This window comes from Micromonospora sp. NBC_01412 (assembly GCF_045040215.1).
Classification (GTDB): Bacteria; Actinomycetota; Actinomycetes; order Mycobacteriales; family Micromonosporaceae; genus Micromonospora; species Micromonospora rubida.
The window spans coordinates 6,482,598-6,505,494 of record NZ_CP109528.1; the positions used below are offsets into that span (position 1 = coordinate 6,482,598).

Sequence of the window (22,897 nt, forward strand, 5' to 3'; positions counted from 1 at the left end):
GCCCGGTGGCGTCGACGACGGGCCCGTCCGCGGGCCGGGATGGCACCGGACACGCGGTCGTGCTGGGCGGCGGTTCCGCCGGCATGCTGGCCGCCTGGGTGCTCGCCCCGCACTTCGCCCGGGTCACGGTGGTCGAACGGGACGAGCTGCCCGCCGGCCCCGACCAGCGTCCCGGACTGCCCCAGGGGCTGCACAACCATCTCCTGCTGACCGCCGGCTACCGGGCGCTGGAGAAGCTGCTGCCCGGTCTGGGGGACGAGTTGGCTGCGGCCGGCGCCCCGCGCATCTGCTGGACCTCCGACGCGCGGATGCTGCTGCCGGGTGGCTGGACCCCGTCCTTCGACTCCGACCTGGTCAGCTATTCGGCCAGCCGTGGCCTCATCGACTGGGCCGTTCGGCGGCGGGTGACCGCACAGCCGCAGGTCCACGTCCTGGGCCGGCACCGGGCCACCGGGTTGCTGCTGGACACCGCCGCCAACCGGGTACGTGGTGTCGAGGTCGCTCCGGTCGGCGAAGCCTCCGGGCTGGTGCCGGGCCAGCAGATCGAGGCGGACCTGGTGGTGGACGCCACCGGTCGTTCCTCCCGGCTGCCGGAGTGGCTGGACCGCCATGGCCTGCCGACGCCACCGGAGACGGTGGTGAACTCGCGGCTCGGCTACGCCACCCGCTGGTTCGCCGCCCCGGCGGGTTTCCAGGCCGACTGGAAGGCCATCCTGATCAACAACCGGCCGCCGTCGCTGGCCCGGGGCGGGGTGCTGCTGCCGGTTGAGGGCGACAGGTGGGTGGTCACCCTCGGCGGCATGGGACAGCACGCGGCGCCCACCGACGAGGCCGCCTGGTGGGAGTTCGCCGGCAGTTTGGCCAGTCCGCTGCTGGCGGAGGCGGCGCGGCTAGCCACGCCGTGGGGACCGGTGCGGGGCTACCGCCGCACCGAGAACCGGTGGCGGCACTACGAACGGCTGCGGATGCCGGCGAACCTCGTCGTGACAGGCGACGCGGCGTGCGCGTTCAACCCGGCCTACGGGCAGGGCCTGACCGTCAACGCCCTCGCCGCCCTGGCGCTGCGGGAATGCCTGGCCGACGGGCAACCCCGCCCCGAGGACCGGTTCCACCGAAGGTTCGCCCGCATCGCCCGCGTCCCGTGGGACGTGGCCCTCGGCGAGGACGTGCGGTGGCCGGAGACGGAGGGCATGCGGCCGACGGCGGTGAACAGGTTGATGTACCGCTACATGGGCCGCCTGCTCAGGGTCGCACCGGGTGACGTGCAGCTCTGCCGCATGTTCCTCGAGGTCATGCACCTGACCCGGCAGCCGACCGAGTTGCTGCGCCCGAACGTGTTGCGCCGCGTCTGGCGTCCCGCGTCCGGCACGAGGACCGGCACCGATGTCCCGCTGCCCCCGTCCCGGCCGGTAGCCCCCACCGAACAGAACGAGAACGAGGTCCCCCATGAGGTTTAAGCCCCTGCTCGGCGCCGCCTTCGCGGTGTTGATCTTCAACATCGCCTTCAGCGTCCTGGTGCACAACGTCCTGCTCAAGGGCGTCTACGACGCCGCACCCGAGTTCTTCCGCCCCGCCGAGGAACTCAATTCCAAGATCGTCCTGATGTTCCTCGGCTGGATCATCTCCAGCCTGGTGTTCTGCCTGATCGTGGCGGACGGCCGGGAAGGCCTGACGGTGGCCGAGGGCGCCCGGATCGGGCTGTGGATCGGGTTGTTCATGGTCGCCGCCCACCTGTCGCTCTACGCGATCCTGCCGATGCCCTCGTCGGTCGCGGTCAGCTGGGTCCTGACGGACGTGGTCGCCACGATCGGCAGTGGCGTGATCTTCGCGGCGGTGTTCCGCCGCCTCAAGGCCGTACCTGGCACGCCGGCCTGAGCCCCGCATTGGCCGGCCGGTCGTGGCCGGCCGGCCAATGTCCACAGGAGTGCTCACGACCGAACGTCACGACCGGCCGACCGAGGCCCACCGCGTCCACAGAGAACCATTTCCACCGGTGAGCGTGCGGGCCACGGGCGGTGCCCGCGGGGTCTCCGGGAGGGGCCCGGAGGAGTTGAGCATGACAGGCAACATCGGACATCCCGTGGTGATCGGGGCCGGCGTGGCGGGGCTCATCGCCGCCACCGCCCTGGCCCGGCACGGTCTGCCGGTGACCGTCCTGGAGCGGGACGTCCTCGCCGACGTGTTCGGCATCCGGCGGGGCACCCCGCAGAGCCGGCACGCGCACGTGCTGCTCGCCGCCGGGGCGCAGACGCTGGAACAGTTGATTCCTGCCGATCGGGGACAGCTTCTGCGCCTTCAATCCCACCTACGGGCAGGGCATGACCGTGATCGCCCGCGAGGTCGTCGAGCTGGCCCGGGCACTGCGCGCCGGCGCGTCGGTGGACCGGATCACCACCCAGCTGCCTCGGCGCTTCGCGAAGATCGTGCGGATGCCATGGACCACCGCCGCCGTGCAGGACACCCGCCTGCCCACCACCGACGGCGTGCGGATCCCGGGCGCGCGCGCCATGGACTGGTACACCGACACCCTCTGGGAACTGGCCACGCGGGACCCCGCCATCGCCTCCACCCTGTGGAGCTCGTACCAAATGATCACCTCGTCGCGGACGTTGTTCGCCCCGCGGATCGCCGCCCGGGTGACCGCCCGCCGCCTGGCCGGCCCGCCCGTGCCACCCGAGCGGGTCGACACGCCACAGCGGTGAGTCGATGCCGGTCGGAGCGAGTGTCCCGTTCTCGGGCCGCGAGTATCCGAGGTCGACGCGTCCACCCTCCGGGAGCACCTGACGCCCGGTTGCTGGCCAGGCTGCCGTGACCGGCGACCTGGTCCGGCCGGCCCGGGCGGGCGGAGGGCTGTGCGGGTCGTTACGCGGGAGGGGTGGAGCCACCCCGACCTGGCCTGCGGCCGGCGGGCGTGGGCCGACCTGGCGGCGTTGGCCGGAACGGGGGCGGAGGTCATGGTGCCGGGCGGCCCCGACACCGCGTTCCCCGGATGGGCGGTGGTCGGCTCGTGACCAGATGGCCTCGGCAGCGACCGCGCGTTACTCTTGTCCGAGTCGCCGGAGAACGGAGTCAACATGGCAGGTGACGACGACATCTCCGGGTGAGATCCCGGACCGGCCGCCGACAGGCGCGTGATCGCGCTGTCGCCGCGGTCATCTCGTCGTCCCTGTTCCCGCCGGGTGCCCCTCTGTGTGCGCGCCCGGATCACGCGTTCCGAGGTTCTCACCATGTCCAACGGTTACATCGTCTGCTCCGCCCTGTCCTTCGCCTGGCCGGACGACACCCCGGTGTTCAGCGACCTCTCCTTCTCCGTGCCCGGTGGCCGCACCGGCCTGGTGGCGGCCAACGGCGCGGGGAAGAGCACACTGCTGCGGCTGATCGCCGGGGAACTCCGCCCGACCACCGGATCCGTCACGGTGCGGGGCACGCTCGGCTACCTGCCCCAGCACCTGCCCTTCACCGGCGAGCAGAGCGTCGCTCAACTCCTCGGCGTCGACCAGATCATCGCCGCGCTGCACGCCATCGAGGCCGGCGACGCGAGTGAGGAGCACTTCACGACAGTCGGCAACGAGTGGGACGTCGAGGAGCGCACCCGCGCCGAGCTGGACCGGCTCGGCCTCGGCGATCTCACCCTGGACCGGAAGCTGGGCACCCTCAGCGGCGGGCAGGTGGTGTCCCTGGGCCTGGCCGCCCAGCTCCTCAAACGTCCGGACGTCCTCCTGCTGGACGAGCCGACGAACAACCTCGACAGCGAGGCGCGGGATCGGCTGACCGCGGTGCTGCGCGCGTGGACCGGCTGCCTCCTGGTCGTCAGCCACGACCGGGCGCTGCTCGACGAGGTGGACCGCATCGCCGCCCTGGCGAACGGCGAGATCGAGTGGTACGGCGGCACGTACACCGACTACGAGCAGGCCGCGCGGGGCCGGCGCGAGGCGGCCGAACGCCAGGTGCGCAACGCCGAGCAGGACCTCAAGCGGCAGAAGCGTGACATGCAACAGGCCCGCGAGCGCGCCGCCCGCCGGGCATCGAACGCGTCCCGCAACCTGTCCAACGCCGGCCTGGCCCGGATCGTCGCCGGCGGGCTGAAGCGTGATGCCCAGGTCTCGGCGGCCCGGTCGAACGAGACCCACGCGGACCGGGTCGGCGACGCCCAGGCCCGCCTGGACCAGGCCGGCCGCGCCGCCCGCCAGGACGACCGGATCGCGATCGAGCTGCCCGGCACGAACGTGCCGGCCGGGCGCACCGTCTTCCAGGGCGAACACCTGCGGGCCGGGTACGACGGCCGCCCGGTCTTCGCCGGCGAGGGCGTCGACCTGACCATCCGGGGCCCGGAGCGCATCGCCCTGACCGGCGCCAACGGCGCGGGCAAGTCGACCCTCCTCCGGCTGATCAGCGGCGACCGGACACCGGTGTCCGGCACCGCCGCCCGAGCCGACGGCCGCGTCGCGTACCTGTCCCAGCGGCTCGACCTGCTCGACCCCGCCCGCACGGTCGCCGAGAACCTCGCCGCGTTCGCACCCGCACTGCCCGACGCCGACCGGATGAACCTGCTCGCCCGGTTCCTGTTCCGCGGTTCCCGCGTCCACCTGCCGGTGCGGGTGCTCTCCGGCGGCGAGCGCCTGCGGGCGACGCTCGCCTGCATCCTGTTCGCCGAACCCGCACCCCAGCTGCTGCTTCTCGACGAACCCACCAACAACCTGGATCTGGTCAGCGTCGGCCAGCTGGAAAGCGCGCTCGTCGCGTACCAGGGCGCCTTCGTGGTGGTCAGCCACGACGAGCGGTTCCTGACCGAGATCGGGGTGACCCGCTGGTTGAGGCTGGCCGACGGACGCCTGACCGAGACCGGGGCCCCGGAGGCCGGCTGAGGGCTCCCGGCGGCCGCGGGTGTTGCCGCCGCCTGGCCCCTGCTGCCGGCCGGCCGGCGTCGGGCCGACCAGTCGGCCGCAGGGGCCAGGCGCTCGCGCTACGGCCGGTCGGTCAGCGTGGTTCCGGCCGGCCAGCGCAGGTCGGAGCCGCGTCCGGCCAGTCCACTCTGGAACTCGTCGAGCAGGCCCGGTGTCTCGCGTACCCCGTGTGGAGTGGTCCGCCGGGCCAGGCAGAAGGCGGCCAGCGAGCCGGCGGCCTCACCGATCGACCACTCGGACGGATGCACCCGGTAGCACCCGTTGGTGATGTGGGTGGTGCCGATCGCCTTGCCCGCCGCCACCACGTTGGTCACCCGCTGGGGCAGCAGCGCCCCCAGCGGAATCTCGAACGGATGCGCGGCGACGTCGAGGTAGCCGGTGCCACGGGTGCTCGGGTGCAGGTCGATGCGGTAATGGCCGGTGCCGACCGTGTCGTGGTACTTGACCGCGCCGGCGTCGCCCCGGACCGCCACCGACAGGTCCTGCTCGGCCGGCGTGGTCACCGCCTCCAACCGGCGGGACTCCCGGATGTACGGTGCCTGGGCGAAGCCGTCGGTCGTGCCGGTCACGTCGGGACGCAGCCGCAGACCGGGGAAGCCGACCCCGCCGTCCGGCCGGGGCGCCTCGGTCTGGAGCCAGTACAGGAAGGCGCGGCTGAACTCCTTGGCCTGGCGGACGTGCCAGTCCGCGTCCGGCACCCCGAAGAGCGGGCCGTCCAGGTAGTCGTTCATCGGCCAGTTCACGATGGTCACGTCGCTGGGCAGCAGGCCGGGCCGGAACGTCTGCCGGTCCAGGATCCGCCGGTAGGTCCACAGCTCCGGCTCGACCAGCCCCTCCTCCATGGACGCCGCGCCGGCACCGGGGTTCGGGGTGAAGCGACCGGTGACCGGCCGGCCGGTTCGGGGGTCGGGGTAGGTCCAGCTGAAGAGCCGGTTCGGCCAGCCGGGTGGGGAAATGGCCCGCCAGTGCTCGTAGTCGGCCGGCCGGTCGACGGTGTGGTCGCCGTCGACGTGTTCGAGCGCGAAGCAGACCGTGGCCGCCTGCATGTTCAACGGGTCGGCCAGCTCCGGCGCGCTCGGCTCACCGGTCTGCGCCTGCGACTCGGTGCCGGTCCGGTGCTCGATCCCGGCGAGGGCGAGCAGCTCACCGGTCTCGCTCGCCTCCAGCACCTGCCGGGCGCCGATGTGCTGTACCGAGCCGTCGGCCAGGCGGACACTCACCCCGGTCACGGTGTCGCCGTCGGTCGTCGCGCTGAGCAGGGTGGCCTGGGTGTGCACGACCAGCCGGCCGGAAGCGCGCCAGGGGGCGAGCATCGCGCGCAGCACCGCGAGCGCGGCGCGCGGCTCGTGGCAGAGCGCGCTGACCCAGCCGTTACCCGGGTTGAGCAGTCCACCGCCCTGGGCCGGGGCCAGGGCGTACCAGTCCTGGTAGTACGACCGCACGCCCTGCCGGAACCGGCGGTAGCTGGCGGTGGAGCCGTGGGTCTCGATCCAGCGGTGCTCGTCCGGGGGCACCGCCTGCGAGGTGAGCTGACCGCCGATCCACGCGTACGGCTCGATGACCACCACCCGGGCGCCGCCCTCGCAGGCGGCCAGCGCGGCGGCGACGCCGCCCACCCCGCCGCCGACGACCAGCACGTCGGTGTACTCCTCGTTGGTCCGTTCGGTGCGGCTCATCAGCCGGTTTCCCCTCGTCGTGCGGTCAGCGCGAAGTGGTACCGGTCGCCGCGGTAGAGCGAGACCGCCCGCTCCACCGCCCGGCCGCGACTGTCGAAGCCGATCCGCCGCACCTCCAGCAGTGCCGAGGTGGGCGGGATCTCCAGCAGCTTGCACTGCCGCTGGTTGGGCACGACGGCGGCGATCATCTGCTGGGCCACGGTCACCTGGACCTGGTACCGGTCCCGCATGGTCTCGTAGAGCGCCCCGTCGAGGTTCTCGACCAGCAGGCCGGGGAAGAGGTCGGCGGGCAGGTGCACCTCCTCCAGGCACATCGGCGCGCCGTCGGCCATCCGCAGCCGCTCCACCCGGTAGAGCAGGGACCCCTCGGGCAGCCCGAGCTCGACGGCCAGGGCTTCCCGGGCGACCACCGCGTCCGTCTCGATCATCTTGCTGCTCGGAATCAGCCCCCGGGCCCGCATGTCCTCGGTGAATCCACTGAGGCTGGTGCCCTTGGCGATCCGGGTGTCGGAGACGAAGGTGCCCTGGCCCCGGATGGTGTAGATCAACCCGTCGTCGAGCAGTTCGCGCAGGGCCTGGCGCAGCGTCGTCCGGCTCACGCCCAGTTCCTCGGCGAGGTCCCGCTCCCGGGGCAGGGCCGCGTGGGCCGTCAGCTCGGCGACCCGGCGCCGCAGTTCGGTGCGAGTCTGGCTCAGTTTGGTGGTCATCAAGGCTCCACGGGGGAATGCGGGCAGGCGTGCGCGAACCGACGTGTGGTGTTGACCGGGTCGGAGATCGCGGTGCCGACGACGACGGCCCACGCGCCCTCATCGAAGGCCGCCGCGACCTGGGCAGGGGTACGGTACCGCCCCTCCCCGATAACCGGAACCGGACAACGCCGGCTGATCGTGCCGACCAGCGCGATGTCCGGGTCGTCCGGTACGTCTGTGTCGGTGGTGTAGCCGGCCAGCGTCGTACCGACCAGGTCGGCTCCGGCGTCGACCGCGGCGAGTGCGGCGTCCAGACTGTCCACGTCGGCCATGAACAGCGCGCCGCCGGCGTGGGTCGCCGCGACCATGTCGGCCAGCTTCTCCCCACCCGGTCGGGGCCGTCCGGTCGCGTCGGCGGCCACGATTCGGGCACCGGCTTCGGTCAGCGCCGTCACGTCGGCCTCGGTCGGGGTGATGTAGACCGAGCTGCCGGGCGTGCTCCGCTTGACCAGGCCGATCACCGGCACCCCGAGCATGGCCATGCCCCGCACGTGGGCAACCCCCTGACCGCGCAGTCCGGCGGCGCCGCCCAGCACGGCCGCGCTCGCCATCGCCATCATGTGCGGGGTGTCCAGGAACGGGCTGGGTTCCTGGGCCTGGCACGAGACGATCAGCCGTCCACGGATGGCCTCGGCCACGTTCATCGGTGTTCTGCCTTTTCCTCGATGTCGACATGGGTGGTCAGTCCGGTCAGAGCCGGCGGACCGGTGGCGGGTCCGGCCAGGGCCAGCGCCCCGGCGAGTGGATCGCCGGTCGCCGGGACCGGCCGCGCGTTCGGGGCCCCGGCCCGCAGTACCCGGGCGAAGGAGGGCAGCAGCAGGTCGGTGGCCCGGAAGAGGCCGCCGGTGCCGGCGACGGGCACCTCGGCGTCGGCGAGCCCGGCCCGCCGCAGCGCGCCGACCGTCGACTCGGCGAGCAGCCGTCCGGCCGTCCGCCAGATCTGCCGGGCGGCGGGGTCCCCGGCCCGGGCCAGCTCCGCGACCATGACGGCGAAGCCGGCGACCCGTTCCGGGGTCGGCGGGCTTTCCCGCCAGCGGGCCGGCAGGGTCGCCACCGGACCCCAGGCGGCGCTCACCGCGTCGCCCAGCGGCCCGGGCGTGCCCCGGTCGGCGTCGCGTAGGGCGCGGTGGATGGCGGCCTGGCCGATCCAGTGGCCAGATCCCCGGTCGCCGAGCAGGGCGCCCCAGCCGTCGGCGCGGGCGGTGCGGCCGTCGGCCCCGACCGCCAGCACCACCACCCCGGTGCCGGCGGCGACCACCGCGCCGCGGACCGGGCCGAGGGCGCCGAGGTAGGCGGTCACGCTGTCGTCGGCGATCCGCAGGGTGCCGCGCAGGCCCGCCGCCCGCAGCCGGTGCCGCAGCGGCTCGGTGGGCGGCGACTGGCCGTTGAGCCCGGTCATGCCGACCCCGACCCGCACCGGCGCGTCCCGGTCCGGCCCCAGATCGGCCAGCGCGGCGGTCACCGCGTCGGCGACCAGGACGTCCGTGTCGGCACCCCAGAATCCCGGGGTGCTGGCGTGGCCGGTGCGGGTGCCCTCGCATGCGACGGCGCGGCAGCCGCCCTGGCCGAGGTCGACGCCGACCCGGACGGCGCCGGTGCTGCCCGTCATCGGGCCGCCCCCGTCGCGGCCGGCACCGGGCCGGCGTGGCTCTCCTCGGCGTAGTGGCAGGCCACCTCGCGGCCGGCGACGACGCGCAGTTCGGGTGTCCGCTGCGCGCAGAGGGGCTGGGCGAGCGGACACCGGGTGCGGAACCGGCAGCCCGACGGGGGATCGGCCGGTGAGGGCACCTCGCCGGTGAGCACGATGCGCTCGCGCGGTGGCGCAGCCCAGGGTCGGGGCACCGGCGCGGCCGAGAGCAGCGCTCGGGTGTAGGGGTGGGCCGGCTCGTCGTAGACCCGCGCCGCCGGGCCGGTCTCCACGATCCGGCCCAGGTACATCACCGCGATCTCGTCGCTGACGTGCCGGACCACGGACAGGTCGTGCGCGATGAACAGGTACCCCAGGCCCAGGTCGTCGCGCAGGTCACCGAGGAGGTTGAGGGTCTGCGCCTGCACGGAGACGTCCAGCGCGCTGACCGGTTCGTCGCAGACCACGATCCGGGGGCCGACGGCCAGTGCCCGGGCGATGCCGACGCGCTGACGCTGGCCGCCGGAGAGCTGGTGCGGGAACCGGTCGGCCAGTTCGGCGGAGAGCCCGACCCTGGCCAGCAGCTCGACGGTCCGGTCCGTCCACTGGTCACGCGGCACCATGCCCGGGTGCGCGAGCCAACCCTCCGCGATGACGAAGGAGACCTTCTTGCGGGGGTTCAGCGAGGAGTACGGGTCCTGGTACACCATCTGGATCTCGGCGGTGAGCCGGCGGCGCCGTGCCGCGTCGGCGTCGTCGATCCGCTCGCCGTCGTACCAGATCTCGCCGCCGGCCGGGCGGCGCAGGCCGACGATGGCGCGGGCCAGGCTGGACTTGCCACACCCGGATTCCCCCACGAGCCCCAGCGTGCGGCCGGTGGTGACGGTGAGGCTGAGCTGGTCGACCGCGCTGATGTCCGGTGCCGGGCGCAGCAGACGGCGGGTGGCGGGATAGGCGACCCGCAACTGCTTTACCTCAAGCCGGGTCTCGGATGTCGGCACTGGTCATCACCTCCTCGGCGTAGTGGCAGGCCGCGTCCTGGCCCGGGGCGACGGTGCGCAGCACGGGACGGTCGCTGCGGCACCGGTCGCGGGCTAACGGGCAGCGTGGGTGGAACGGGCAGCCGGTCGGGGTCTGCAGCGGCGACGGTGGCATCCCCTCGATCGGGGTCAGCCGTGAGCCGGGCCGGTCCGGCGCGGGGAGCGAGTTCATCAGGCCCCGGGTGTACGGGTGGGCGGGGGCGTCGTACACGGTGCGCAGGGGGCCGGTCTCCACGATGGCGCCGGCGTACATGACGGCCACCCGGTCGGCGATGTCGGCCACCACCCCGAGGTCGTGGGTGATGAGGATCATCGCCATCCCGTCGGCGCGGCGCAGGTCCCGCAGCAGGTCCATGATCTGCGCCTGCACGGTGACGTCCAGGGCGGTGGTCGGCTCGTCGGCGATGAGCAGCCGGGGGCCGAGTGCCAGCGCCATGGCGATGACCACCCGTTGCCGCATCCCGCCGGAGAACTGGTGCGGGTAGTCGCGCGCCCGCTGGGCGGCGTTCGGGATGCCCACCCGGTCCAGCCCGGCCACCGCGCGGGCCCACGCCTCGCGGCGCGAGGTGCCGAGCCGGACCCGGAACAGTTCGGCGATCTGGCTACCGACCCGGACCACCGGGTTGAGCGCGGTCAGTGAGTCCTGGAAGACCATGGCCAGTTCGGTGCTGGACAGCTGCCGGGTGCGGCGCGCCGGCTGCGCGGAGAGGTCCTCCCCGTCGTAGCGGATGGTGCCGCGTTCGATCTGCGCGCTGTGCTTGGGCAGCAGCGCCATCACCGCCCGCATGGTGACCGATTTACCGGACCCGGATTCGCCCAGGATGGCCAGCGTCTCGCCGGCGTCGATGTGGAACGAGACGCCGTTGAGCGCACGGTAGGCGCCGAGCGGGCTGCGGAACGAGACGACGAGGTCGTCGACCGCCAGCAGCGGTTGCCGGGCGTGCGGTGGTGCCGCCATCGCAGGGTCCTCCGGGTCCGGTTCGTCGTGAGCCGATGTGGTGGGCGGGAGAGTCCGTCAGCCGAGCGAGACGTCGGCGAAGTCGGGCAGGTCGTTGGGGGTCGGGGTGAACCCCTGGACGTTCTTGCGCAGCACCACGTTGCCGCTGAGGTCCAGCGGGAAGATGCCCACCGCCTCGTCCCAGACGATCTTGCCGGCCTGGGCGTAGAGGTCGGTCCGCTTGTCCTGGTCGATCTCCTGCCGGGCGGCCAGCAGGATCCGGTCCAGCTCCGGGTTGGCGTAGCCGTTGCGCTTGGCGGTGGAGAGGTAGAGCCGGGCCAGGCTGAAGTCGGCGTCGCCGGTGACCGTGCTGCCGGTGGTCATGGTGCTGTCCCAGTCGAGCTTGAGCAGCCGGTCCAGCCAGGTGGCCCGCTCCAGCTCCTGCGGCTTGACCACGATGCCCACCTTGGCCCAGTCGCTGATCATGGCGTCGGCGAAGGAGTTGCCGTTGGTGCAGCAGCCGGTGCTCCACATCATCGTGGTGCTGAAGCCGTTCGGGTAGCCGGCCTCGGCGAGCAGCTGCTTGGCCTTCGCCGGGTCGTAGCCGTACGGGTTCTGGGCGGCCGAGCCGAACACCGGCTCCGGCAGCGGACCCTTGGCCGAGGTGCCGGCCTGGTCGAAGAGCGAGCCATTGATCTTGCCGAAGTCGACGGCGTACCACATGGCCTGCCGTACCCGCGCGTCAGTGAACGGCTTCCGCGAGCTGTTGAACCAGATGTAGTAGTTGGCGTACGTCGGGAACGACGAGACGGTGAGGTCCTTGTTCTCCCGCAGCCCGGCGAGCTGGTCCGGCGGCAGGCCCCAGGAGACGTCGATCTCGTTGTTGGCCAGGGCGGTCACCCGCCCGGAGACCTCCGGGATGTAGCGGTACGAGATCCCCGCCAGCTTCGGCTTGTCGCCCTGGTGGTTGTCGTTACGGACCAGCTCGACCCGTTGACCGGCGGTGAACGAGGAGACCTTGAACGGGCCGGTGCCGTACGGGGCGTTGAAGAAGGCCGGGTCGGTGAGCTTGGCCGCCGGGGCGACCGAGAGCAGGGCGAGGTTGCTCGGCACGGTGCCGAGGGGGGTCCCGGTGCGGATGGTCAGGGTGTGCCCGTCGGGGGTGCCGACCTCCGTCACGGCCGCCCAGAGGCCGGCCAGCGGGCCCTTGCCGTCGATCAGCGCCTGGAGCGACGCCTTGACGTCGGCGCTGGTCATCGGCGTGCCGTCGGCGAACGTCACGTCCTTGCGGAGGGCGAACTGCCAGGTCAGCGGGTCCGGATTGGTCCAGCTCTCGGCGAGCTTCGGCGTCAACTTGCCGTCGGTGCGGACCACCAGGGTCTCGAAGACCCCCTGCAGGACGGTGAGGGTGGGCTGGTCGGCGGAGTTGGCCGCGAACGGGTTGAGCGAGACGACGGGCGTCGGGTTCGCCACCCGCAGCGTGGCGTCGGCGGAGCCGCCGCCACCGGCCGGGTCGTCGGCGCCGAAGGAACAGCCGGTCAGTCCGAGTGCACCAGCCATGACCAGCGCACCGAGGCGGAGGGGTAGAGATCTCATGTCATCTCATTTCACTGACGGTTACCGGGTGGAGAGGTTCGGGTCGGAGCGGTCGCGCAGTTCGTCACCGAGCACCCCGACGCAGACCACGAAGATGGCCAGCACCAGGCCGGGCAGGGTGGCGATCCACCAGGCGCTGGCCAGGTAGTCACGGCCGTTGGCGATGGTGGTGCCCCAGCTCGGCGTACCGGGTGGAATGCCGAGGGAGAGGAAGCTCAGCGAGGCCTCCGCGACGATGACGAAGCCCAACTGCACGGTGGCGATGACGAGCAGTGGGCTGGCCACCGCCGGCAGTACGCAGTGCCGCACGACGTGCCAGGGGCCGGCCCCGAGGGTGCGGGCGGCGTTGGCGAAGTCGCGGGACGTCGTGGCCAGGGTCTGCGCCCGGGCGACCCGGGCGAAGATGGGCCAGGTGGTGATGGAGAGGGTCAGCACCACGTTGGTGACGCTGGCGCCGAGCACCCCGGCGACGAAGACGGCGAGCAGGATCGACGGGAAGGCGAGCTGGATGTCGGCCAGCCGCATCACCACCGCCTCCACCACGCCGCCCCGGTAGCCGCAGAGGATGCCGAGCGCGGTGCCCACCGTGCCGGCCAGCAGCAGGGTCGCCGCGCCGACCAGCATCGAGACCCGGGCACCCTGCATGATCTGGGCGAGCAGGTCCCGGCCGACCTGGTCGGTGCCGAGCAGGGCCAGGCTGCCGTCGGAGAGCCGGCTGCCCGGTGGGAGCAGCCGGTCGACCACGGAGGTGGCGATCGGGTCGTACCGGGCGACCATCGGGCCGAACAACCCGGTCACCAGGTAGGCCGCGATCACCCCGAGGGGTATCCAGAGCCGCAGCCGGCGCCGGGGTCGGGTGGCAGCCGGTGCGACGGGTACATCGGCGGGACTGTTGCCGGGCGCCGGTGGGACCGGGACGCCGGCCAGCGCGGAGCCGGGAACCGCATCGGACATCTCGACCGCCTCCTCAGACGCTCTCTCGGACCCGGGGGTCCAGCCGGACGTACAGCAGGTCGACGACCAGGTTGATGGTGATGAAGATGGCCGCGACCGTGATGACGCAGGCCTGCACGATGGAGTAGTCGCGGGCGGCGATGGCGTCGGTCATCAGCCGGCCGATCCCGGGCCAGGCGAAGACCGTCTCCACGATCACCGCGCCGCCCAGCAGGCTGCCGAACTCCAGGCCCGCCACGGTGACGACCGGGATCAGCATGTTGCGCATCGCGTGCGAGCCGACCACCCGGAACTCGGAGAGCCCCTTGGCCCGTGCGGTGACCACGTAGTCCTCGTGCAGCACATCGAGCAGCCCGGAACGGACCAGCCGCAGCACCACGCTGAGCAGCGGCAGGGCGAGCGTGACCGCGGGCATGATCATCGCTGCCGGCGAGGCCGAGCCCGAACTCGGCAGCAGGTGCAGGAAGCGGGAGAAGACCAGGATCAGCATGATGCCCACCCAGAACGACGGGAGGGACTGGGTCAGCATGGACAGCACCGAGACGATCCGGTCGGCGAAGCTGTTCGGGCGGGTCGCGGCCAGCACGCCCAGGGCGGAGCCGACGAGCAGGGCGATGACGAACGCGGTCAGCGCCAGCGCCGCGGTCGCGGTCAGGTGCGTCAGCACCAGGTTCATCGCCGAGTCGTTGAGCCGGAAGGAGTCACCGAAGTCGAGCACCGAGGCCCGCTCGAGGAACCGGAGGTACTGCACGGGGATCGTCGCGTCCAGGCCGTACTCCTGACGCAGCGCGTCGACGGCCGACTGGTCGGCGTCCGGCCCGAGCACGGCCCGCGCCGGGTCGCCGGAGACGGCCCGCATCGCGAAGAACACCACGGTCGCCGCGCCGAAGAGGACCAGCGCGGAGATCGCCAGCCGGCGTAGTGCGTAACGCAGCATGCCGGTCTCTCAGTGGCCCGGTGGCGGCGACGTCGGGGTGCCGGCCAGCGCCGCCTCGATGCCCTCGACGACGGCGACCGCCGCGCGGCCGTCCTCGCCGCTGACCGGGGTCGGGCCGCCGACCAGCGCGGCGTCGACAAAGGCCTCAAGCTCGGTACGAAGGTTGTAGGCGCCGCCGCCGTTCCGGCTGGGCCAGAAGTAGGTGTCCAGGTAGTTGGCGGCGCCGTCGCGACGGGCGTACATCAGGTCGTTGTGGGAGAGGTCCATCTCCAGGATGCCGTGTTCACCGACGATCCGTAGGCCCGCGTCGGCCCGGGACGGCCGCGAGTGCGGCAGCGTCCAGTTGTTCTCCATGGTGCCGATGGCGCCGTCGTCGAACCGGACCGTCGCGTGCACCACGTCGTGGCTGGGCGAGAGGACCTTGCGTCCGATCGCGCCGGTGACCTCGACATCCCGGCCGGTGACGAAGCGCAGCAGGTCCGCGTCGTGGATGCCGAGGAACCAGGCGACCGAGGTCCGGTCCCAGATGCCCGCCCCGACCGCCTGGGAGGTGCACCGCCAGACCTTGACGTGCCAGATGTCGCCCAGCTCGCCGGAGCGCACCACCTCCCGTAGCCGGGTGACCCGGGGGTCGAAGCGCAGCACGTGGCCGATCATCAGCGAGTCGGGGTCGGGCCGGCCGGCGAGGATCCGGTCGCAGCTGGCGGTGGAGAGGGCCATCGGCTTCTCCAGCAGCACCCGCTTGCCGGCCGCCAGGGCGGTGAGGGTCGCGGCCTCGTGCAGGTGGTCGGGGGTGCAGATGCTCACCGCGTCGACGTCGTCGAGCAGCGCCTCGATCTCCGGGACGGCCCGGACCCCCAGGTTGTTCTCGGCCCAGCTGCGGTTCTGCGGTGAGACGTCGGCAACGGCCACCAGGTCCGCCTGCGACACGTCGCGCAGCGCGCGGGCGTGCAGCTGACCCTGGACACCGATACCTACCACACCGATCCTGAGGCGGTCCACGCCAAACCTCCCACTGTTGCATACCGATAACCGCTTAGGTATGTACCTAGCCGCCTGTAGTTGTACACCTTGCTCGGGCCCGTGACAAGACCTGTCCCGCCCTGGAATCCGGCGCTGAGCTGCGACGTTGCGGCGATCGGTGTCGGACGGTCCGGTCCCGGTGGCGGGACCGACGTTCGGGCCCGGACGGCGGGCGGAAGGGCCGGTGCGGCGTGGCATGATGGCGCGACCCCGGTCCGAGCCGGGGAGATCCGACGCGCGGACGGGTGAGACGAATGCTGCACTCCGGCCTGAGGCTCGGCGGCCGTTACCGCCTGGACACCCGGATCGGCGCCGGCGGCATGGGCGAGGTGTGGCGGGCGGTCGACGAGGTGCTCGGCCGGGTCGTCGCGGTGAAGGCCATGCTCCCGGAGGTGGCCGACGAGCCGGACTTCGCCCGTCGATTCCTGGCCGAGGCGAAGGCCATGGCCAGTGTGAACCACCCCGCCGTGGCGTCGATCCACGACTACGGACGCAGCGACGGCGTCACCTTCCTGGTGATGGAGTTCGTCGACGGCGAGTCCCTCTCCGGGGTGCTGCGCCGGTCCGGGCGGCTGGCCCCCGAGGAGGTCATGCGCCTGATCGCCCAGGCGGCCGACGGCCTGCAGGCCGTGCACGACTGCGGGATCGTGCACCGGGACGTCAAACCGGCCAACCTGCTGATCCGCCGGAACGGATCGGTGCTGATCACCGACTTCGGGATCTCGCGGACCTGGGACGGCACCCACCTCACCGTCTCCGGCGCGGTCCTGGGCACCCCCTCCTACCTCTCGCCGGAGCAGGTGCTCGGGCAGCCCGCCACCGCTCTCAGCGACGTCTACGCCCTCGGGCTCACTGCCTACGAGTGCCTCGCCGGGCACCGCCCGTTCGCCGGGGACAGCCCGTACGCGGTGGCCCTGCAGCGGGTGCAGTTCGCACCGCGTCCCCTCGGCGCTGACCTGCCCGCCCCGGTGCTCGCCGTCGTCGGGCGTGCCCTGGCCACCGACCCGGCCGGCCGCTGGGCCTGCGCCGCCGAGTTGGCCGACGCCGCCCGGGCCGCCGCCGATGGCCGGGTTGCCGCCAATGGCTGGTCCGCCGCCGACGGCCGGTCCGGCCCGGGTGGGCAGCGACCGTCGCCGGCAGCGGCCTCGCCGGGCGCCGCGGTACCGTCCCCGCCGGGACCGGCCTGGCCCGGCACGGCGCCACCGGCCTCGCCGAGGGCCGCGGTGTCGTCCCCGTCGGGACACGTCTGGCCCGGTACGGCGCCACCGGTTCCCGCCGTCGGCCCACGCACGGCGCGCCGGCGGTGGCCGCTGGTCGCCGCGCTGCTGGCGATCGTGCTGGTCGGGGGAGTCGTGGTCTGGCAGGCCGGCCTCGGCCGTGGCGACGGGCCGGCGTCCGGCACCGGGCCGCAGCGGCCGAGCACCGCGTCGACGGACGACGCCGCCCGGCAGGCCGGGTTCACGCCCTGCGGTGCGGCGTTCTGCCCCACCCGCCCGCTCTGCTGGCGAGGATTGACCTCGGTCAGTGGCAACGCCATGCCGCCCCGCCGGGTCGACTGCACGGCCGACCACGCCTGGGAGACCTTCGCGGCGACGTACCTGCCCGCCGACGCGGTCGATGTCCCCCAGGACGAGTTGATGGCCCGCGCCGACGTCGGTGCCGCCTGCTCGGGGTCGGTCATGGCCGCGCGCAGCGATGGCCGGACCACCACCGCCTGGGTACGCGAGGCGTGGCCGATCCAGCTCACCGGCACCGAGGTCTGGCTCGTGCACTGCCTGGCCCGGCCGGAGACCGGCGACCCGTCCGGTTCCGCCTTCTCGGCCCGCTGACCACGCCCGACTCGTCGACGACGCCTGCTCCCGACCGCGCCTGTTCCCGACGTGCCTACGCCCGGGCCCGCCGGCCCGACCGCGTCTGCCCCCCGGGCGCACCGGAGCGGGCGCACCGGACCGACCGACCGCGCCGGGGCGTGCGCCGGGTTCCCGGGCTCGGCGGCAGCACACGTGGTGCGGCTGGTCCCGTCCTGGTCCACGGGCCCGTAAGTCCTCGGCCGGCGGCATGGATGGCGGGGTAGCGGGAAGAAGCGCTTCGCGCAGTCAGTGACACGGGCCGGGGAGAGCAGTCGTATGGGTGGCATCCGGGGCCGGGGTTGACCGGACCCGGCGATGGGGACGAATCCGATGGGTCGGTCCTGCCCAGGCGGTTGGTGGTCCGGCTGTTGGTGGTGCTGACCGCCGCGTCCGGCTGCCTCGACGTGTTCTGTCTGACCCGACTCGGTGGCTTCTTCGCCAGCGTGATCACCGGCAACCTGGTGCAGTCCGGCCAGGCGATCGCCACGGCGGATGCCCGGGTGGTGGCGAGCGGGGCTGCGGCGGTGGGCGGTTACGCGCTCGGGGTGGCCGGAGCCACCCTGTACCTGCGACGGGTCAGGCCGGGGTGGGGCCGCCGAACCGGGGCCGTCGCGGTGGCCGAGGCGGTGCTGCTGGTCGGCGTGGCGGGCGGCTGGGTGGGCACCGGAGCACGTCCCGGGTACGTCGGCGGGCTGGCGCTGCTTTTCGCCGCCTCGACGGCCAGCGGGATGCAGAGCGTGGTCACCATCAGCTCCGGGGTGCGGGGCGCGTCGACGACGTACCTGACCGGCTCGCTGACCACCGTGGTCCGCAGCGTGGTGCTCGATCCGCACCGGTTCGCGGCGGGAGCGGGCGGGATCAGCCGGCTGCTGGCACTGCTCGGCGGCGCCGTGCTGGGCGGGTGGACGCTGCGGGTGGCGCCGCTGTGGGCGCCCACGCTGGCGGCGGCACTGGTGGTCGGCGTGGTGCTGGTCGCCGCGGCGTGGGCGGGCGTCACCGCCCGGAGGAGGCGCAGGTGAGGGCTGTCGTGTGCTGCGGCCGGTCGCGCGGGTGTGCCCGGCCCCGGCTGCCGGGGTCGATCGAGCGGCGGATGCGGTCGCGGATCACGCCGGAGCACCGCTGTCACCCTCCGCTGACCCCGTCCGCCGCAGCCGTGACAGTGGCCGGTGCCGGCGTGGTCATTCCGGCGACTGCCGCCCACGCCGCCGACAGCGCACTGGGCATCGACGTCGGCAACATCGCCTACAACCAGCTCTACTCGGACAGCGCCGATGTGCAGGAGCGCCTGTCCGAGAAGGGCGCCAACTGCAACTTCTACACCGGTTTCTGGGCCGACCCGAACAACGACCGGTACGACAACAACCCGACCGCCACCTGTGGAAACTCCAGCAAGGGCTACGAGTACCGGGACGGGACGAAGTCCTGGGTGACGGTCAACTGGCGGGCCCGGGCGTGGCGCGCCGACTTCGCGAAATTCGCCTTCTACTGCGGCACCGCGAAGTACACGTCGGCATCGTCACGTCGTACAACGAGAACAACACCGACGGCACCTTCAACTCCGTCGAGGGCAACCGTTCCGACCAGGTGAAGCACGTCCTCAACACGTCGAACAAGGCGGCATCTGTCGTCGGCTTCACCTCGCCCGCGTCGAAGTAGACAACCGAGGGGCACGCTCGCCCGGCGGTGGAGGCGCTGTTGCGATCAGGCGCCGAGCCGCCGGGCGAGCGTGCCCCTGTCCGGCCCCGGGGTCCCAGCGGCACGTCGGGTCCGGAGGCAGGGTCATTGCGTTGTCGCGGGTGCGGTTCCCCGGTTGGCCCGGGGGACCGTGGCCCGGGGCGGAGCTGTGGGCGGGGCGGTCGATGCCGTGGGGCGGCGCCTTTGGAGCTGAGTCGGTTACGTCATCACCGCCGGTCGGGCCACCGCCGTCGCATCACCCACCGTCCCACCGGATCGTCGCTCACGGTCGCCGAGCACGCCGAGCGTGGCCGATGTCGTATCCGACTCAGCTCCATAGGCGCCGGGAGGCACACCCGCCGTGGAGCGGCGCCCACGCCAGGAACCCCCAGACCTCCCGATCGAAGCGCTCCCGCCCGACTTCGCAATCGCCCTGGGTCCAGGGGCCGCCGGGGTCAGTGTCCGAGTCGGTCGAGGATCCGGGCCGCCACGTCGAGGGTGTTCCCCTCCGGGGCGGCGAGGTAGCCCCCGATCGCCCCCCGCCAGGACTCCTCGTGCTCGACGACGCGGGCCCGCAGGAGGCCGACGTCCGGCTCCTGCCCGGCCGTGGTCGCTCGGGCCAGCCAGTTCGCCCACAACTCCCAACGGGGTAGGTAGTAGTCCCGGATGAGGCCCGCCCAGTGCCGTCCGGAGTAGTCGTGCAGTCCGCTCGTCTGGTGTCCCCAGACGGAGATGAGACTGCGGGCGTCCCGCTCCATGACGTCGGCCTCAGCCGGTGACCCGCCCCACGCGCGGGCGTCGGCGATCCACTGGCCGACCCGGGAGTCGGCGCGTGTGCCGGCGAGCTCGTCGAGGTCGAGCAGAGCCATCCTGAACTGGGTGAAGTGGTCCAGGACCGCGTCTCCGTCGCGCGCGGCGAAGGCCGCCACGATGCCGCGGATGTGGACCCGGCACCCTTGCGCCACCACGTGGCCGACCAGATCGACGACGTCCCGCTCGATCTGACCCCGAACTCCCGCCTCCGTCGCCCGGCCGAGGAGCAACCGCGCGGCCTCGGCGATCCGGGGAAGGCCGCCGAGCACCGTCGGGTCGTTCTCGGCGTCGATGTTCGCCGACTGCCGCTGCGGCTCCTCGTCCTGCCGGACGAACTCGCCGGCGAGTCGCTGGGCGGCGAACGGCGTTCCGGCCGACCACGGTCGGGCGATGACCGGGGACGGGATGGATCGGGTACGTCCAGGCGCATACAGCGTGTCGGCCAGGATCTGCCAGGCCTGAGCGAAGTCGGCATGCCCGGCCGCGTAGCGCTGCCGTGCGAACGAGCGCAGCCAGTCGTCGAGCTGCGGAACGTCCCAGGCGAGGTCGGTGGCCAGCTCGTAGAAGACCGTGTTGTTCTCGATCGCCTCCGGGGCGAGCCCGATGCCCGCAAGCCGGGACGGCCGCGTACGCCTCAGCTCGTCGACGTCGCGGCGCAGGCCGCTCAGGTCGCCGAAGAGAGCGAAGCGACCGCCGAAGTTGTGGATCGCGCACCAGACCCAGCGCCGCTCGAACATGCCGTCGCGGCGCCACATGGGTGCGTGCTCGCCCCACAGGTCGAGCAGGATGAGCCGCTCCTCCGGGACGCCGGAGAGGAACGCGCGCACGCGCTCCGGACGCCAGAAGTCGCGCTGGTAGTGGAACGGCCAGCCCTGGAGGACCCAGGTCGCCTCCGGGTCGCCGTCCGTCATCGCCCGGTAGACCGCCCGCCCGACCGACGCCAGGTAGTCGGGCTCGGCCGACGGCGGCACCGACTCGATGAACGGGTCGACGGCGTAGTGGTGGTCGGTGCCGAACAGGCCCCGCTGGATGCTCATGAACTCCGCAGTCAACGACGCGAACCGCTCGCTGTCGGGACCGAGGATCGGGGTGTGCCAGCCCTGCCACTCGATCTCGCCGGCCGACGGGTCGGCGAGCTCCGGAGGCACGTGCCCCCCGAACATCGGCAGGACCGGCGTCATGCCCAGCGAGCGTTGCCGTTCGAGGATCCGCTGCGCCAGCTCGACGTGGCGACTGATCCAGTCCGACGGCAGCGGCCCGCCGAACGAGTTGGTGTTGCCCATCCACGTCCACGGGAAGTGCGCGGCGCTGCCGATCCACTCGTCGATCCGGGCCGCGTCGAGCCCGGCGCGCCGGAACATCTCCGCCAGCACCGCCTCGTGGCCGACCTGCATGAGCGGGTGGGTGACGCCGTGCAGCGCCATCCAGTCGATCTCCTGTTCCCAGCGGTCCCAGTCCCAGTACGCCGCCGAGTAGCCGTAGGTCACGGCGTTGAGGTAGTAGCGGACCGGGAACGGGCTGGTCAGCCGGGTCGGGGGCGCCTCCGGCCAGGGCTGCGGGCGGGGGTCGAGCCGCGGCTGGTCCCAGGTCACCTGGCGGCCGGCGTGGGCCTTGAGGTACTGCGAGAACGCGGACGCCACGGCGACGGCGTCCGAGCCGCGCAGGGTGAGGACGCCGTCGCGGCACTCGTACCCGGCGACGGCGGCGTCCTCGCCGGCGGGAACCCTCTCCACCCGCACGTCGTCGGCGGTGCCGGCGATGCGAGCCACGAGAGCGCTAACCTCGTCCACTGTCACAGCTCCTCGAGGGTGTGGTTCAGCCGCGACCGCTCGGCGGCGAAGGCGACGAAGTGGCTCTCCACGCTCTCCTCCAACGAGCTCGGCGCCGCCTCGACGTCCTCACCGGCCAGCGCGCGCCGGACGCGCTCGGTGAAGTCCTTCATCAGCCCGGCGTCTCCGCCCCCGTGGCCGGTGAAGGCCTCGGTGACATCGTTGACGCCCCCTTGGTCACCGGCGCCGACCTGGAACGTCTCGTCGGCCTGGAGTGTCTCGTCGGCCTGGTGGGCCTCCACGCTGGGCGGCGTCTCGACGAAGGACGTCAGGTTGATCCGGCCCGTGCGCATGTCTGCGGTGATCTGCCCATGGCTGCCCATCAACGTGATCGTCCGGGTGTTCCACGCGGTGAACGCCGAGACCACCAGCGACGCCGTGACGCCGTTGCCGAACCGCAGCGCCGCCGTCTGGTGGTCGACGACGTCGTTGTCCATCCGGTAGACGCACCGCCCGTAGTCGGTCACCCGCAGGGCGTGCCGGCGGCCGGCCACGCTCGTGTCGTTCGTGACGACCGTGACGGGCGGCCCGTTGACGGCGGCGAGTTGGTCGACGTACAGGCGTTCGGCGTTGTAGGGGCAGGTGTCGGCGACCGCGCAGCCGTCGACGCAGCGCTCGGTCGATCCCTTCGGCGCGTGCTCGGCCCGGAAGTGGCGGCGTTCGCCGAATGAGGCGACCGCCGTGCACGGCTCCCCGACCAGCCACCGGAGGATGTCGATGTCGTGGCACGCCTTCGCCAGCAGCATGGGGTTCGACTGGTCGGCACGGTGCCAGTTGCCGCGTACGTAGCTGTGCGCGAAGTGCCAGTACGCGATGTTCTCGATGTGCGAGATGCCCTGCAGCTCGCCGATCCGGCCCTCGTCGAGCAGACGGCGCAGGGTGCGGAAGAACGGGGTGTAGCGCAGCACGTGGGCGACGGTCACCGTGCCGGGGCTGTCGCGGGCCGCGGCCGTCAGCCTGTGCAACTCCTCGGCCGTCGGCGCGATGGGCTTTTCGAGCAGGACGTGGTGGCCCAGTTCGAGAGCGCGGAGGGTGGGATCGACGTGATCACGGTCCGGCGTCGCGACGATGACGGCGTCCCAGGGCCCACGTGCCGAGAGAGCCTGCGGCCAGTCGGCGAACCGTTGGGCAGCCGGGATGGCGTGCGCGTCACCCAGCCGGTCGCGGCGCTCCGCGTCGGGTTCGGCGACCGCGACGACCCGGGCCGCCTCGGGATGCTCCAGGCACCACTGGGCGTACGCGTGGGCGCCGCGTCCTCCCGCGCCGAGTACGAGCAGTCGCACTGGAA

The 22,897-nt window shown here is 72.8% G+C and carries 20 protein-coding genes and 1 pseudogene; 9 read left to right on the forward strand and 12 right to left on the reverse strand.

Annotated features, from left to right (window positions below):
* Positions 1 to 5 precede the first annotated feature (5 nt).
* The 6 genes and pseudogenes from OG617_RS28350 to abc-f all read left to right on the forward strand — a co-directional run bounded on the left by OG617_RS28350 (position 6) and on the right by abc-f (position 4,865).
* Positions 6 to 1,457, forward strand: a complete 1,452-nt coding sequence (locus OG617_RS28350) for an NAD(P)/FAD-dependent oxidoreductase (RefSeq protein WP_405095982.1) — start codon at positions 6 to 8, stop codon at positions 1,455 to 1,457.
* Positions 1,447 to 1,875: a hypothetical protein gene (locus tag OG617_RS28355; protein WP_405095983.1), complete on the forward strand. Its 429-nt coding sequence runs from the start codon at positions 1,447 to 1,449 to the stop codon at positions 1,873 to 1,875. The genes OG617_RS28350 and OG617_RS28355 overlap by 11 nt, the downstream gene beginning before the upstream one ends.
* 181 nt (positions 1,876 to 2,056) lie before the next feature.
* Positions 2,057 to 2,155, forward strand: a pseudogene (locus OG617_RS28360) (FAD-binding protein); the annotation flags it as partial.
* Positions 2,156 to 2,318: 163 nt separating this feature from the next.
* Positions 2,319 to 2,702: a hypothetical protein gene (locus OG617_RS28365; RefSeq protein WP_405104125.1), complete on the forward strand. Its 384-nt coding sequence runs from the start codon at positions 2,319 to 2,321 to the stop codon at positions 2,700 to 2,702.
* Positions 2,703 to 2,852: 150 nt separating this feature from the next.
* The gene (locus OG617_RS28370; protein WP_405095984.1) at positions 2,853 to 3,011 is read left to right on the forward strand and encodes a hypothetical protein; all 159 of its coding nucleotides are present in this window, start codon (positions 2,853 to 2,855) and stop codon (positions 3,009 to 3,011) included.
* Positions 3,012 to 3,227: 216 nt separating this feature from the next.
* On the forward strand, positions 3,228 to 4,865 hold the full coding sequence (abc-f, locus tag OG617_RS28375; RefSeq protein WP_405095985.1) for a ribosomal protection-like ABC-F family protein: 1,638 nt from the start codon (positions 3,228 to 3,230) through the stop codon (positions 4,863 to 4,865).
* 98 nt (positions 4,866 to 4,963) lie between these two features.
* Here the strand turns inward: abc-f and OG617_RS28380 are convergent, their stop codons facing one another.
* From OG617_RS28380 to OG617_RS28425, 10 genes are read right to left on the reverse strand one after another with little or no spacing between them, the layout of a single operon-like run.
* Positions 4,964 to 6,580 (reverse strand): FAD-dependent oxidoreductase, encoded by a 1,617-nt coding sequence (locus OG617_RS28380; RefSeq protein WP_405095986.1) that lies wholly within the window; start codon positions 6,578 to 6,580, stop codon positions 4,964 to 4,966.
* Positions 6,580 to 7,287 carry a GntR family transcriptional regulator gene (locus OG617_RS28385; RefSeq protein WP_405095987.1) on the reverse strand — a complete coding sequence of 236 codons (708 nt, stop codon included), beginning with the start codon at positions 7,285 to 7,287 and terminating at the stop codon, positions 6,580 to 6,582. Before OG617_RS28385 ends, OG617_RS28380 begins: the two co-directional genes overlap by 1 nt.
* Positions 7,287 to 7,973: an N-acetylmannosamine-6-phosphate 2-epimerase gene (locus OG617_RS28390; RefSeq protein ID WP_405095988.1), complete on the reverse strand. Its 687-nt coding sequence runs from the start codon at positions 7,971 to 7,973 to the stop codon at positions 7,287 to 7,289. Before OG617_RS28390 ends, OG617_RS28385 begins: the two co-directional genes overlap by 1 nt.
* Complete coding sequence (locus OG617_RS28395; RefSeq protein WP_405095989.1) at positions 7,970 to 8,938, reverse strand: N-acetylglucosamine kinase; 969 nt, start codon at positions 8,936 to 8,938, stop codon at positions 7,970 to 7,972. Before OG617_RS28395 ends, OG617_RS28390 begins: the two co-directional genes overlap by 4 nt.
* Positions 8,935 to 9,957: an ABC transporter ATP-binding protein gene (locus OG617_RS28400; RefSeq protein WP_405095990.1), complete on the reverse strand. Its 1,023-nt coding sequence runs from the start codon at positions 9,955 to 9,957 to the stop codon at positions 8,935 to 8,937. The genes OG617_RS28395 and OG617_RS28400 overlap by 4 nt, the downstream gene beginning before the upstream one ends.
* Complete coding sequence (locus tag OG617_RS28405; RefSeq protein WP_405095991.1) at positions 9,932 to 10,954, reverse strand: ABC transporter ATP-binding protein; 1,023 nt, start codon at positions 10,952 to 10,954, stop codon at positions 9,932 to 9,934. The genes OG617_RS28400 and OG617_RS28405 overlap by 26 nt, the downstream gene beginning before the upstream one ends.
* Before the next feature lie 57 nt (positions 10,955 to 11,011).
* Entirely contained in the window at positions 11,012 to 12,529 is a 1,518-nt protein-coding gene (locus OG617_RS28410; protein WP_405095992.1) for an ABC transporter substrate-binding protein, read from the reverse strand.
* Between the two features lie 21 nt (positions 12,530 to 12,550).
* Positions 12,551 to 13,483 (reverse strand): ABC transporter permease, encoded by a 933-nt coding sequence (locus OG617_RS28415; RefSeq protein ID WP_405095993.1) that lies wholly within the window; start codon positions 13,481 to 13,483, stop codon positions 12,551 to 12,553.
* Positions 13,484 to 13,496: 13 nt separating this feature from the next.
* Complete coding sequence (locus OG617_RS28420) at positions 13,497 to 14,420, reverse strand: ABC transporter permease (RefSeq protein WP_405095994.1); 924 nt, start codon at positions 14,418 to 14,420, stop codon at positions 13,497 to 13,499.
* Positions 14,421 to 14,429: 9 nt separating this feature from the next.
* Complete coding sequence (locus OG617_RS28425; RefSeq protein WP_405095995.1) at positions 14,430 to 15,422, reverse strand: Gfo/Idh/MocA family protein; 993 nt, start codon at positions 15,420 to 15,422, stop codon at positions 14,430 to 14,432.
* Between the two features lie 275 nt (positions 15,423 to 15,697).
* On the opposite strand from OG617_RS28425, the gene OG617_RS28430 reads away from it, so the two are divergent.
* From OG617_RS28430 to OG617_RS28440, 3 genes are all read left to right on the forward strand, one after another.
* The gene (locus OG617_RS28430) at positions 15,698 to 17,272 is read left to right on the forward strand and encodes a serine/threonine-protein kinase (protein ID WP_405095996.1); all 1,575 of its coding nucleotides are present in this window, start codon (positions 15,698 to 15,700) and stop codon (positions 17,270 to 17,272) included.
* Between the two features lie 320 nt (positions 17,273 to 17,592).
* Complete coding sequence (locus OG617_RS28435; protein ID WP_405095997.1) at positions 17,593 to 18,312, forward strand: YoaK family protein; 720 nt, start codon at positions 17,593 to 17,595, stop codon at positions 18,310 to 18,312.
* Positions 18,309 to 18,881 carry a hypothetical protein gene (locus tag OG617_RS28440; RefSeq protein WP_405095998.1) on the forward strand — a complete coding sequence of 191 codons (573 nt, stop codon included), beginning with the start codon at positions 18,309 to 18,311 and terminating at the stop codon, positions 18,879 to 18,881. The genes OG617_RS28435 and OG617_RS28440 overlap by 4 nt, the downstream gene beginning before the upstream one ends.
* 541 nt (positions 18,882 to 19,422) lie before the next feature.
* On the opposite strand, the gene OG617_RS28445 is transcribed toward OG617_RS28440, so the two are convergent.
* Positions 19,423 to 21,570 carry an alpha-N-acetylglucosaminidase TIM-barrel domain-containing protein gene (locus OG617_RS28445; RefSeq protein WP_405095999.1) on the reverse strand — a complete coding sequence of 716 codons (2,148 nt, stop codon included), beginning with the start codon at positions 21,568 to 21,570 and terminating at the stop codon, positions 19,423 to 19,425.
* 2 nt (positions 21,571 to 21,572) lie between these two features.
* The gene (locus OG617_RS28450; RefSeq protein WP_405096000.1) at positions 21,573 to 22,892 is read right to left on the reverse strand and encodes a Gfo/Idh/MocA family protein; all 1,320 of its coding nucleotides are present in this window, start codon (positions 22,890 to 22,892) and stop codon (positions 21,573 to 21,575) included.
* Positions 22,893 to 22,897: the final 5 nt, after the last annotated feature.